The sequence below is a fragment of the Micromonospora sp. WMMD812 genome, from assembly GCF_027497215.1.
Taxonomy (GTDB): domain Bacteria; phylum Actinomycetota; class Actinomycetes; order Mycobacteriales; family Micromonosporaceae; genus Micromonospora.
Window position 1 is genome coordinate 7087584 of record NZ_CP114904.1, and the last position, 13268, is coordinate 7100851.

The 13268-nt window shown below is 71.2% G+C and carries 8 protein-coding genes; 5 read left to right on the plus strand and 3 right to left on the minus strand.

Annotated features, from left to right (window positions below):
* Positions 1–159 precede the first annotated feature (159 nt).
* On the minus strand, positions 160–3258 hold the full coding sequence (locus O7603_RS32805; protein ID WP_281573553.1) for a beta-L-arabinofuranosidase domain-containing protein: 3099 nt from the start codon (positions 3256–3258) through the stop codon (positions 160–162).
* 371 nt (positions 3259–3629) lie between these two features.
* Between O7603_RS32805 and O7603_RS32810 the strand changes: the two genes are divergently transcribed.
* A complete protein-coding gene (locus O7603_RS32810; RefSeq protein WP_281573554.1) occupies positions 3630–4823 on the plus strand; it encodes a cytochrome P450 in 1194 nt (397 codons plus the stop codon).
* 36 nt (positions 4824–4859) lie between these two features.
* On the opposite strand, the gene O7603_RS32815 is transcribed toward O7603_RS32810, so the two are convergent.
* Entirely contained in the window at positions 4860–5849 is a 990-nt protein-coding gene (locus O7603_RS32815; RefSeq protein ID WP_281573555.1) for a LacI family DNA-binding transcriptional regulator, read from the minus strand.
* A gap of 206 nt (positions 5850–6055) precedes the next feature.
* Complete coding sequence (locus tag O7603_RS32820) at positions 6056–7126, minus strand: LacI family DNA-binding transcriptional regulator (protein WP_281573556.1); 1071 nt, start codon at positions 7124–7126, stop codon at positions 6056–6058.
* Positions 7127–8003: 877 nt separating this feature from the next.
* Between O7603_RS32820 and O7603_RS32825 the strand changes: the two genes are divergently transcribed.
* From O7603_RS32825 to O7603_RS32840, 4 genes are all read left to right on the plus strand, one after another.
* Complete coding sequence (locus tag O7603_RS32825) at positions 8004–9302, plus strand: sugar ABC transporter substrate-binding protein (RefSeq protein WP_281573557.1); 1299 nt, start codon at positions 8004–8006, stop codon at positions 9300–9302.
* Between the two features lie 106 nt (positions 9303–9408).
* Positions 9409–10326, plus strand: a complete 918-nt coding sequence (locus O7603_RS32830; RefSeq protein ID WP_281573558.1) for a sugar ABC transporter permease — start codon at positions 9409–9411, stop codon at positions 10324–10326.
* Between the two features lie 5 nt (positions 10327–10331).
* Positions 10332–11252 carry a carbohydrate ABC transporter permease gene (locus O7603_RS32835; protein ID WP_281573559.1) on the plus strand — a complete coding sequence of 307 codons (921 nt, stop codon included), beginning with the start codon at positions 10332–10334 and terminating at the stop codon, positions 11250–11252.
* A 2-nt stretch (positions 11253–11254) separates the two neighbouring features.
* Positions 11255–13189, plus strand: coding sequence for a beta-L-arabinofuranosidase domain-containing protein (locus O7603_RS32840; protein WP_281573560.1), 1935 nt, complete (start codon positions 11255–11257; stop codon positions 13187–13189).
* Positions 13190–13268 lie beyond the last annotated feature (79 nt).

Sequence of the window (13268 nt, forward strand, 5' to 3'; positions counted from 1 at the left end):
AGCAGCGATGTGTGCGCTCACGGGGCGGCTTCCTGCCGGTCATCCCGGCCGCAGGTCGGCCGGGGCGGGAGCCGCGCGGCCGCGCGGGCGGCGGCCCGGTCGGCGACCAGGCCACCGCCCGCGCGGACGGCGAGTTTCGGCAGCGGCGGTGAGCCGCCCCTACGGTGTGAGCTCCCGGTTCGCCCGGGCGGCGCCGGAGACCACGCGAGCCAGGTCCGCCGGGCTGAACCGCCCCGCCCTGCGGAACTGCGCGGCGATGAGGGCGACCGTCGACACGAAGTGACCGTGGCTGGCGAAGGGCGCGTGGTCCCACACCAGGTCGAGGAAGGTCGGGCCGTCGTCGCCGGGCGAGGGGATGCCCGCGACGGGTACGTCGTACCGGGGCAGCCCGTCGTCGCGCTTGTGGTTCGGCACGCCGGTGTCGATGGGCCCGAAGACGATCGTCGGTTCGACCCGGCGGAAGTACGACGAGACGGGCTGGGTGTCGCTGATGTAGTACGGGCGCAGGGTGAGCTCGTGCGTGGTGAAGAGCGGGTCACCCGACGCCGTGGTGCTCGCGTGCGTGATGGCCGAGCGGGCGTAGTCGCCGTCGCGCTTCAGGTGGCGGTAGAGGGACAGCTCGCGGTAGGTGCCGTTGCCGGGGTTGCCGAGGATCTGCAGGAGGACCGGACCCCAGAAGATCGATTGCGTGTCGGGACGGTCCAGCGCCCGCTCGATCCGGATGCTGAAGGGCATCCGGATGTCGATGGTGTCGCCGCGCCGCCAGGTGCGGCTCAGGGTCAGGTAGCTGCCGGGCTTGGGGTTGCCCTTCTGCGCCACGCCGTTGATCGAGACGAAGAAGCCCTTCTCGACCCAGCCGGGCACCCGCAGCTTGATGTCGAGCCGGCCACTGCCGTTCACGGTCAGCCTGGTGCGGTCCTCCCGCGGGTACGTCGTCTCCTGGGTGATGACGAAGCCCTTCTCCGCCCAGTTCAGGGTGGACGAGGCGTAGAGGTTGACCCACAGGCTCCGGCCGTCGGCCGACTTGAAGTAGATCGTCTCCTGGTATTTGGTGTGGTTCTCCAACCCGGTCCCGCCGCAGCACGTGCCGGTGTTGCCGTAGCTGCGGTTGGCGCCCGGGGTCAGCGGCTGGAAGTAGGTGACCTGCGGGTTGCTGACGCTGGTGGTGTCGGCGCGGGAGCCCGTGATCTGGTTCAGCAGGCCCCGCTCGTAGTAGTCCATGTAGGCCGCGTCGTGCTCGTGGAGGAACAGGTTGCGGGCAAGCTTGATGAGGTTGTACGTGGTGCAGGTCTCCGCGCCGCCCTGCGCGATGGCGTTCGCGATGTTGTCCCGGTTCTGGAACATCTCGATGTTGTTGTTGGAGCCGGGGTAGTTCCCGCTGGTCCCGCCGTTGGCGAACATGCGGTGCGGGACCACCATGCCGAAGAAGTTCTTCGCGGCCTGGAAGTACTCGCGGTCGCCGCTGTGCTCGTAGACGCGCAGGTAGCCGACGAACTGCGGCACGTGCGAGTTGGCGTGCAGCCGGTCAGGGCGGCGACGGCCGGGATTGGTCTCCGGTGTGACGACGAGGATGTCGCGGTTCTCGACGCACGGGTCGAAGAGCGACTCCCGGTTGTCGAAGAACTTCGCCGTGTCCAGGTGCTTCGCCTGCCCGGTGAGCGCGTAGATCTCGGGGAAGACCTCGTTCGCCCCGCCGGTCTCGCCGGCGATGTAGAGGTCCCACATGTAATTCAGGTTGTCGCGGGTGATCGGCCCGGTGTAGTCGGGGTGGTTCTTGTCGCCGACGGTCAGGGCGAGGTGCGCCCAGTCGGCCATCGTCGTGACGACGTCGAGGGCCTTCTGGTTGTCCGTGTGGTAGTGCGCGTCCAGCAGGCCCCGCATGATCTTGTGTTGGGTGTACCAGGGGGCCCAGGTGTTCGTGCTCGCGTTGCCGCCGTAGACGGCCCAGCGCGGCGGGCCGAGCCGGAGCACGGCGTCCTCCGGGATGGCGCCCAGGTAACCCGGATGGGTCGGAACCCAGAGCGCGGTTCCACCGTCCTGGCTCGGCACGACACCGCCGTCGCGGCTGTTCGGGGAGGAGTCGGGGACGGTGGTGCCGCCGTCCTCGTCGAACCGGTACCAGGCGATCGTCCCGCCGCCGGTGGTCCCGGCGGGCGAGTCCAGCAGCGACTGCACCTGCTGCGGGGTCAGGGCCCGGTCGAAGACGTGGAACTCGTCGATGGTCGCGTCCAGGAACGGGTCGCCGTACTGGGATCGGCCGATCCACCGGTTGCCGGGGTTCCCGAGGTGCGAGGGGTTGAGCGTCATGTTGGTGTTCGTGCCGGCGGGCTGACCGTTGACGTACAGCGTTCCGGTGTTCTGCGAGAGGGTGGCGGCCAGGTGCACCCACTGGTTGGTGGGCAACGGGGTGTTGCCGTTGATCTGCTGCTCGCCGCCGGATCCGCCGACGGTGATCGCGAACCGCGGCGCGTTTCCGGCAGCGCCGGCGCGCGGCGTGAGGAACATGTTGACCGTGGTGTTCTGACCGAAGTCGAACAGCCGGCTCCAGTTCTGGGTGGAGCCGAGATTCACCCAGGTGGCGATGGTGAAGTCGGTGAGCTGGCTGATCGCCTCCTGGGGAAGGGTCACGTACTGCGCCCGGCTGGGTCCGTTCAGGCGCAGCCCGTTACCGAACCGGCCCGGCACCCGGCCGATCTGCGGCGGCTCCTGCGGGTCCTCGCCCCCCGGGCCGCCGGTGCCCATCCGTGCGGTGATCGCGCTCTGGCAGGCGGCGAGCTCGTCGACCATCCAGTCGAGCTTGGTCTTGAAGATCGGCTCGCCCTGGTCGGCGTACGCCTGCGCCAGGGCGGTCATGAAGTGTCCGGCCCAGTGGCCGCTGAGCAGCCCACCGTCCTCCCAGCCGCCCGGCACGGAGACCCCCGACGGGTTCGGCCGGCCGGCCTGGTTGTTGAAGAGCACCAGGAAGCGCCGCTCGTCGAACTGCCGGAGGTAGTCCTTGGTGCGGTCACGCTTCTCCTGCAGCAGGCCGTTGCCCAGCCGCACCTCCCGTAGCTGGAACGGCCGGACCGGGGCGGTGCCGCCGGGGCCGGGAGAGGGCGCGGCCGGCCGGAGCCCGGTCGGGGTGGCCGCCGCCTCGGCCGTCGGCGCGGCCTGGGCGGCCGCCGGAAGCGCGCCGACGCCGGCCGCCGCGGCGGCGCCGACAGCGGAGGCCTGGAGCAGCTGACGTCGATTGACGGAGAGCTTGTCGGATGGGGCCACTGGAGATCGTCCTTCCAACGTGGGAATAGGTGCAGGCCGCCTGGCCAGGTGTCCGGGTCCGCGGGGTCGAGGTAGGCCCGGCTCGCACCGCTGAGGCGGGCCGCTGGGGTGTGGACGGGTGGACGCGCCACCGTGGACGGGAACCGCCGCCTGCTGGGAGTGTGAGCGTTCACTTAAGCGAGCGTCAATCCCTGCATCCAAGAAAGTTCGGGGTTTGACACGTCCACGAAATGTATCTATGTTAACGCTCAACATCATGCCTCGGTCGGTCCTGCGACCACGCGAACCGTCCTGCGCCGCCGCCACGGCCCGGTCGACGCGGGCGAGACGCTGACCGTGCCGGGTGGACGCGACCGATCGAGGAGGGCGCCGTGGCCGCCACCACCTTCGACGTGTCGGAGCTGTGGACGCCGGCGGTCCGCCGTGACCCGCACGACTTCTACGACCGGGTACGGCGGGCCGGCCGGCCGGTGCTCCAGGTCGATGCGGCGGGCAACCGGCTCTGGGTGGTCGCCGGACACGCGGACGTCGTGGCGGGCCTCCGTCATCCCGGGATCGGGCACGCGATCCACCGGCACTGCCCAGTGCCGCGTCAGTCGCGGCCGCCTCCGACGGACGAGGTGGCCAGGATCGAGGCGCGCCAACTGATCAACCTGGACCCGCCCGACCACACGCGGCTGCGCGGGTTGGTCAGCGGCGGCTTCACGGCACGGGCGGTGGCACGGTTGGAGCCGTGGATCGGCGCCCTCGCCGATCGCCTCGTCGCGCAGGCACGGCGGCGGGGTCGGATCGACGCGGTCGCCGACCTCGCCGACCCCGTGCCGGTGAACGTCATCGCCGAGCTGGTGGGCGTACCGGAGGCCGACCGCCCGCGCTTCCGGGCCTGGTCCGCGGCGATCGTCTCGGCCAGCCCGCACGGACCGACCGCCACCCGCGAGTTCGCGGCCTACCTGGACGAACTGGCGGCCCGGCGACGGGCGGACCCCCGCGACGACCTGGTGTCCGAACTGACCGCGCAGGAGGACAGCGAGCAGCGGCTCGACCGCGACGAGCTCGTGGCGCTCGTGCAACTGCTGCTGATCGCGGGCCAGGAGACAACCGTCGACCTCATCGTCAACGGCATCCGGCTCCTTCTCACGCACCCGTCGCAGTGGCAGGCGCTACGAGAGCGGCCCGCGCTCGCGGCCGCCGTGGTCGAGGAGACACTCCGGTTCCGCGGACCGGTCGAGATCGTGCCGCCGCGGTTCGCCTTCGAGGACGTGGTGATCGGTGGTGGGTGGATCCCGGCGTTCGATCGGGTGGGGCTGTCGCTGTGGGGGGCCAACCGCGATCCGGCGGTGTTCGACCGGCCCCACGAGTTCGACATCCACCGCGCGGACCTGCGCCGGCACATCGCGTTCGGGCACGGGATCCACTTCTGTCTCGGCGCCCATCTGGCCCGCCTCGAGAGCCGGATCATGTTCGAACGGATCGCGCGGCACCTGCCGGACCTGCGGCTCGCCGTCGACGCCGGTGACCTCGACGCGTTCCGGCTGCACCGCGACCACCTGCCGCTGCGGGTGTGAGACGCGCGAGGTGAGCCGCGGCCGGCGGGCGGCGGGTCAGGCCCTCGGCGCGGCGGAGCTCTCGCGGGCGACCAGTTCGGGAGCCAGCAGCATGTGCTCGATGGGGTGCCCCGACGAGCCGATCTTGCGGAGCAGCATGTCGATGCTCAGCCGGCCGAGTTCGGCGAAGTCCTGGCGGACGGTGGTCAGGGGCGGAAGGAAGTACTCCGAGTCGGGCATGCCGTCGAACCCGACGACGCTCACGTCCTCGGGCACCCGCCGGCCCGCCTCGTGCAGCGCGCGCAGCACACCCAGGGCGATCTGGTCGTTCGCGCAGAAGATCGCGGTGACGGTCGGGTCGGCCGCCAGCTTCCTGCCCTGCTCGTAGCCCGACCGGGCACTCCACTCCTGTGGCCCGACCGGTGGCACGAGCGCGCCGGCGGCGTACAGGGTGTCCCGCCAGCCCTCGACCCGCTCCACCGCCTCCGGCCAGTCGGCCGGGCCGGCGACGTGGTGCACGGTGGCGTGGCCGAGGTCCAGAAGGTGGCGGGTGGCGAGGGCCGCCCCGGCCCGGTTGTCGATCCGGACCGTGGGGACGCTGTCGTCGTCCGCGCCGCCGCCCACGCCGACGCAGGCGAGCACGGACGCCACCTCGACGAGCGCGTTGGTCACGGCCGGCTTCGGCGAGATGGCGATGATGCCCTCGACCGACTGCTGTGCGAGCCGGTCGACCGCGTCGAGGACCGATTGCCGGTCGAGGCGGCGGACGGTGGCCACGCTGACGAAGTAGCCGGCGGCGCGGGCGGCGTCCTCGATGGCGTACAGCATCGAGGCGGGGCCGAACAGGGTGCTCTCGAAGCCGACGATGCCGAGCGTGCCGGAGCGTCGGGTGACCAGCGTGCGCGCGGCCAGGTTGCGGCGGTAGTTGAGCGCCTCCATCGCCTGGACGACACGCTCTCTAGTCTCCTGCCGAACGTTCGGATGATTGTTCAGCACCCGCGAGACGGTCTGATGGGACACGCCGGCGAGCCGTGCGACGTCCCGCATGATCGTCGCCCGCGGCCGCGGCGTGCTGCCGGTCTCCGCCTGATCCGCTGAACCTCCCCGAGGCACTGGCCCTACCTTCTGCTCGGCATCGTCGATCACTTTAGCGCTGGGAACCCGGGCGGCCGGATGCGCCGGTGGGGAAGCCGCTCCGCGCGCGACGCCGCGGATGCCGCTGGTGGCGTCGACGGCGCTGGTGTCCGCACCGGTCACGGCAGCGCCTCGTCCCGCTGCGGCTCGCGAGGACGCCGGGGAGCCGGCGGGGCAGCCGGGCCGGTGGACTCACGGACGACCAGGCGGCAGGGCTGCCGGAGGACCCCACGCGACGGTGTCCCGTCGAGCGCGGCGAACAGGTGCATGACCGCGCTCGCGCCGAGCTGCTCGAGGTTGAGGTCGACGGTGGTCAGGGGAGGCCGGCAGTCGGTCGCGAAGTCCTCCCAGTTGTCGTAGCCGACGATGGCGACGTCGTCGGGGATCCGGCGACCGAGGTCGAGCAATGTCTGGGCGACCCCGGTCGCGATCTGGTCGTTGCCGCAGAAGACGGCGTCGACGTCGGGGTCGGCGCTGAGGAGCATGTGGGCGGCGTGCCGGCCCCAGCGCTGCGACCACTCGCCGTAGAGCGGCTCCCGGCCGGCCAGGGGTAGCCCGTGCTCCTCGAGGACGGCCCGCAGCCCGGTGACCCGGTCGCGGGCGGCCCGGTAGCTGTGCGGCCCGGTGACGTGGGCGATCCGGCGCCGGCCGAGAGCGACGAGGTGCTCGGCGGCGAGGCGGGCGCCGCCCTCGTCGTCGGCCAGCAGGGAGACGTCCTCGGGTTCGGCGGACTCGCCGTAGACGTAGACGACCGGGACGGGAATGTCCCGGGCGAGGGACGGCCGTACGTCGTTGCTGTCGCCGACCACGATGAAGCCGTCGACCCGGCGGGCGAGCAGCGTCCGGATGTAGTGGTGGCGGCGGATGGCATCCCCGCGGGCGTCGCAGAGCAGCACCGACATCTGCTCGTTGCCGAGGGCGTTCTCGGCGCCCAACAGGATCGGCATCGAGAAGCGACCGCCGAGTTCGTCGGTGAGCAGGCCGATGGTCCGGGTGCGACCCGATATCAGCCCCCGGGCCAGCGCGTTGGGGTGGAAGGACAGCTCGCTCGCCGCCCGGAGCACGCGTTCCCGGGTCGCGGGCGCGACCTCGCCCCGGTCGTTGAGCGCCTTCGAGGCGGTGGCCACGGAGACGCCGGCCCGACGCGCGACGTCGCTCAAGGTCACGGCCTGCGTGCGTTGCCTGCCCATCGAAACCCTTTCGACGTGTCATTTCGAACCCGAGCTGAGCCTAGCCACCCACGGTACGCCATCGGCGTCGCCAAGCTGTTACCCGACAAGGGCTTTTCCGAAAAGGTTTTCGGATGGCAGCGTAGGACGCGGTGCCGGCCGTGCCCGCGCGAGCCGTCCGGATCGGGATCGTCCGCGGGTCGGACCGGTCCGCACCGGGGAACGCCGCCGCCTCCCGTGTGCTCGAGATGCGCGAGCGGTCGGCCGCCGAGTCGGGTCGTGAGATCCACGACGTGTCTCCGGGACCGTCCGCCGGGTGCCGGTCGCCCGACGGGGTCGTCGCGGCGCCCGCCGGGGGGCGGCACTGCCGACCGCCCTCGACAACGGCCGCCCGGCAATCCCCTCTCCGAAAGGCTTTCGCAAATATTTCAGATGATCGAGCGGGGCGGGACGCTCGCCCGCCGGACCAACCGTAGTGCCAAGACGCGGTTACGGGAACGGTGGACCCGGTCGTCGAAGGCGGTTCGTGTTTTACCCGTTAGACATCTTGCCGAAATCGTTTTCGTGCGACACCCTAGCGGCAAGCAGTGACACCCACCACTTTGCCGCGGCGGTGACGATGTGACGCACGAGCCGCGCCGGATCCGGCGGGAGGCGTAGACGCGATGGGGCGGTACGGAACATCGCGCACAGCGGCCGTGCCGCACGGCGAAGTCCTCGGCGACGAGTTCACCGGGCCGAGCGGCCACACCCGACGCCGCCGCCCCGACGGTCCACACCGCACGCTCGCGCGGCCGGCGACCGTCACCCCCGGGCGGATACCCCTGATCGAACGTGAGCCTTCACCCCGCAGGGGCCGCACAGCGCCCTGCGAACGATGTGACCCGAGGAGATGAACATGAGGAGCACCCTGGGCAGACGTACAGCCCTGCGTTCGCTGGCGGGCGTCCTGGTGGCGGCCCTGACCGTCGGCGTGGCGGCGTGCAGCGGGGACGAACCGAGCGGCCCGAGCGTCGCCGAGGCCGGACCCACCGGCGTCGACGACGGCAGCGAACTCACCATGTGGACCCGTGCCCCGCTGGAGAAGCAGGCGAAGCTCCTCGTTGACGCCTACAACTCCAGCCACCAGAACAAGGTCAAGCTGACCGTCGTGCCCAACGACGACTACGTGGCCAAGGTCGGGGCGGCCGCCGGGTCCGGCGGCCTTCCGGACCTCTTCGCCGCGGACATCGTCTACGTGCCGAACTGGGTGAGCCAGGGGCTCTTCCAGGACCTCAGCACGAACATCAAGGGCCTCGACTTCAAGGACTCCATCAACAAGGGGCACCTCGCGGCCGGCACCGTCGACGGCAAGGAGCACGTCCTGCCGTTCGTGCTGGACCTCTCGATGCTGTTCTGGAACAAGCAGCTGTTCAAGGAGGCCGGGCTGGACCCGGAGAAGGCTCCGGCGACGCTCGAGGAGTACGCCGCCGCGGCCAAGGCGGTCCAGGCGCTGAAGAAGGACGGCGTCTACGGCACCGCGACCGGCCTGAACTGCGGCGGATGCCTCGTCTTCACCTGGTTCCCCTCCATCTGGGCCGCCGGCGGTCAGGTGTTCAGCGAGGACGGCACCGAGTCCAAGCTCGCCGACCCCACGGCGCAGAAGGTGTACAGCACCTGGAACGACCTGTGGAAGTCCGGCGCCGTACTGCCCGCGTCGGCCGGCGAGACGGGTCCGACGTGGACCGCGCCGTTCACCGAGGGGAAGGTCGGCCTGATGTTCTACCCGGCGACGCTGCTCTCCTCGACCCCGTTCGACGTCGGCGTCGCCGGGATCCCCGGCCCCGGGGGCGGCGCCTCCACCTTCGTCGGCGGGGACGGTATCGGGGTCTCCAAGGACTCCAAGAAGGCGGCGCAGGCCTGGAACTTCCTGAGCTGGATGATGTCCGAGGACGCCCAGGTCGAGGTGCTGGCGAAGAACAAGGACGTGGTGTCGCGCGCCGACCTCGCGAGCAACAAGTACGCCGCCGAGGACCCGCGGCTGGTCACCATCAACGAGGTGGCCGGCAAGGGCGACACCCCCGTCGCGCTGAACTTCCAGCAGGCGTTCAACGCGCCGAACAGCCCCTGGCTGACCCTCGTCCGCAACCAGGTGCTCAACGGCAGCGGCGACGTGCAGAAGGACAACGGCGAGATCACCGCCGTTCTCAAGCAGTAGCGGCCGTCACGGGCGTGCGTCGACCGCGGCAGTCCCCGGCCGGCGTACGCCCGCGACGCGGTCCTGATCGACGACGGTCCGACGCGGAAGAAACGAGAGGTTCCCGATGAGTGTCACCACGCCGTCCCGCTCGCCCCGTGCGGCGGTGCGGGGCCGCGCCCGCCCCCGCGGCCGTCGGGCACTGCTCGGCTGGCTCTACGCGACACCGACGGCGGTCTTCGTCGCCGCGCTCTTCGTCGTGCCGTTGCTGCTCGTCGTCAAGATGTCGATCTCCCGTTGGCCGCTGCTCACCGGCGACCAGGGCATCAACGCGCCCGACAACTTCACCAAGGCGATCGACCACCGCTTCTTCACCGACTCGGTGGTGTTCACCGTCAAGTACACCGTGCTCGCGACCGTCCTGCTGCTGGCTCTCGGCCTGGGGCTGGCCCTGCTCGTGCAGGAGTCGAGCCGGTGGAACAGCCTGCTGCGCGCGTCGTTCCTGATTCCCAGCGCCCTCGGGCTGGCCTCGGCCTCCCTGCTGTTCTACGTCCTCTACTCGCCGTACGCGAGCCCGCTCGCACCCCTGATGGACCGCCTGGGCTTCACCTTCCTCGGTTCCCCGACCGCCGCGCTGCTCTCCACGACCTTCCTCATCGTCTGGCGCTACGCCGGTTTCTACATGGTGCTGATGCTCGTCGGCCTGCAAGGCATACCGGCGGACGTCTACGAGGCCGCCCGCTCCGACGGCGCCAGCCGGTGGCAGACCTTCCGGAAGATCACCCTGCCGTTGCTGCGCCCGACGCTCGCACTGACCACGGTGCTCTGCGTCACCGGCTCACTGCTCGCCTTCGAGCAGTTCTACATCCTCACGAAGGGCGGCCCGGACAACAGCACGATCACCGTCGTCCAGCTCATCTACACGGTGGCGTTCCAGGGCCAGAACGACCTCGGTCTGGCCGCCGCGATCTCCGTCATCGTCCTGCTGGCCCTGATTCTCATCAACGCCCTGCAATTGCGCGCCTTCCGGTCCGAGGAGAGTTGACGCCGATGGCCGTCGTGTCCAGTTCCCCCTCACCCACCGCCGGCGCGGCCCCGCCCGTCGCGGCGCCGTCCGGTGCCCGCGGACCGGGCACCTCGCGGGGCGTGACCATCGCCGGGATCGCGCTGCGCACGCCGTACTGGGTGTTCACCGCGGCGGTCGCGCTGATCTTCCTCGCTCCGCTCGTGTGGACGGCGGTGGCCTCGGTCAGCCCGCAGGCCGGCACCAACCAGGTGGACGGCTGGGGGTTCGGCAACTACGAGACGCTGGCGAACTATCAGGCCGGGATCTGGCGGTACCTCGCCAACTCGACCCTCGTCTCCCTGCTGACGGTCGTCCTGACCCTGCTGATCTCCCTGCTGGGTGGGTACGCGTTCGCGCGGTTCCGGTTTCCCGGCCGGAACCTCCTCTTCCTGCTCACCCTCGCGATCCTCATGGTCCCCTACGCGACGCTGTTGATCCCGCTCTACGTGTTGCTCAACGAGGTGGGGCTGCAGAACTCGCTCGTCGGGGTGGCCCTCGTGCTCACGATGTTCCAGCTGCCGTTCGCCACCTTCCTGATGCGCATCTCCTTCGAGGCGGTGCCGCGCGAACTCGACGAGGCCGCGCTGGTCGACGGGTGCTCGTCGTTCGCCGCGCTGTGGCGGGTGCTCCTGCCCGCGGTGAAGCCGGGCCTGATCACCGTGGGATTGTTCGCGTTCCTCGCCGCCTGGAACGACTTCATGGCGCCGCTGATCCTCATCAACGACACCGAGCGCCAGACGCTTCCGCTCGCCGTGTCGAACCTGCGCGGCCAGGTCCAGGGTGTCGTCGACTACGGGGCGACCGAAGCGGGCGTCGTGGTCCTCGCCCTGCCGTGCATCGTCCTGTTCCTGCTGCTCCAACGACACTACGTGCGCGGCTTCATGTCCGGCGCGCTGAAGGGATGACCATGAGCGGCAGCGCACTCACGGCCGCACCCGCCCTGCCGGTCCGCGGCCGGCTCCGGCCGCTCGGGATCACCGACGTGCGGATCACTGGCGGGTTCTGGGCCGAACGCCAGTCGGTCAACGGTGAGGCGACCCTCGCGCACATCGAGCACTGGCTCGAGCGGGAGGGGTGGCTCGGCAACTTCGACCTCGCCGCGCAGGGCGTCCTCGACGGGGCACGCCGGGGCCGGGAGTTCTCCGACTCCGAGATCTACAAGTTCCTCGAAGCGATGGCCTGGGAGATCGGCCGGACGGGAAACGCCCGGCTCGAGGCCAGGTTTCGCGCCGTGGTGCGGCGGGTCGCCGCCGCGCAGGAGCCGGACGGCTACCTCAACACCAACTTCGGCCGACCGGGGCAGGCGCCGCGCTGGTCCGACCTGGCCTGGGGCCACGAGCTGTACTGCGTCGGTCACCTCCTGCAGGCCGCGGTCGCCCGGGCGCGGACCCGTCCGGGCGCGGACGACGGACTGCTCGACGTCGCGCGCCGCGCCGCCGACAACGTCTGTGCGACGTTCGGACCGGACGGGATCGACGGCCTCTGCGGGCACCCCGGAATCGAGGCGGCGCTGGTGGAGTTCGCCCGGGCCACCGGTGACGACCGCTACCTGGCCCAGGCGGCCCTCTTCGTCGACCGGCGGGGCCACGGCCGGCTCGGCGACGTGGAGTTCGGTCGAGAGTACTTCCAGGACGACCGTCCGGTCCGGCAGGCGACGGTGCTGCGTGGGCACGCGGTGCGGGCGAACTACCTCGCCGCGGGCGCGGTCGACGTGGCGGTCGAGCTGAAGGACGCCGGCCTGCTGGAGGCGGTACGCGACCAGTGGCAGAACACCGTGGCCCGCCGCACGTACGTCACCGGCGGGCAGGGCTCGCGCCACCAGGACGAGGCGTTCGGCGAGGACTGGGTGCTGCCGCCGGACCGCGCGTACTCGGAGACCTGCGCGGGTGTCGGCTCGGTGCTGCTCGCGTGGCGGCTGCTGCTCGTCGACGGTGACCCCCGGTACGCCGACCTGATCGAGCGGACGCTGTTCAACGTGGTGGCGACCTCGCCGGCGGTGGACGGGCGGAGCTTCTTCTACACCAACACGCTGCACCGCCGCGAGCTCGGCACCCGGCCCGACACCGACCGGCCCAGCCTGCGTGCCGCGTCCTCGCTGCGCGCGCCCTGGTTCGAGGTCTCGTGCTGCCCGACGAACGTGGCCCGCACCATGGCCGGCCTGGCGGCGTACGTCGCCACGTCCGACGACGACGGACTCCAACTGCACCAGTACGTGCCCGGCGAGGTGGCGCACCGCCTCCCCGACGGGCGTGCGGTGTCGGTGAGCGTCGAGACCGGCTACCCGCACGACGGGCAGATCCGGGTGCGGATCGACAGCGACGACGACCGTCCCTGGTCGCTGTCGTTGCGCGTGCCCGGCTGGGCGACCACGGGCGCGACGGTGACCGTCGACGGCGAGACCCGCCCGGTCGGCTCCGGCGTGATCACCGAACACCGGACGTGGCGGCGCGGCGACGAGGTCGTGCTGTCCCTGCCGGTGGCGCCCCGCTTCACCTACCCGGACGCGCGCGTCGACGCGGTGCGCGGTTGTGTCGCGGTGGAGCGCGGCCCTCTCGTGCTCGCCCTGGAGTCGGTGGACGTGCCCGGTGGGGACACGGTCGGCGACCTCCGCGTCGACACCGACCGGCCGCCGAGCCTCGCCGACGGCAGGGTCACCCTGCGCTGCCGTCGGGTGCGTTCCCACGACCACGACTGGCCCTACCGCGCCGAGCCGGTGCCGGTGACCGGCGAGGTGCTCGACGACGTGGCGTTGGTGGAGTACCACGCGTGGGCCAACCGGGGCCCCTCGACGATGCGTGTCTGGCTCCCCGTGGCCGCCCCCGACCCCGCCGACCGGGGCTGACGGAGGCCCCCGCCGCACGGGCGCGAGCGGCGCTCGCCGGCCATGAATGTTAGCGCTAACAGTTCAAGATCCGGTCCTT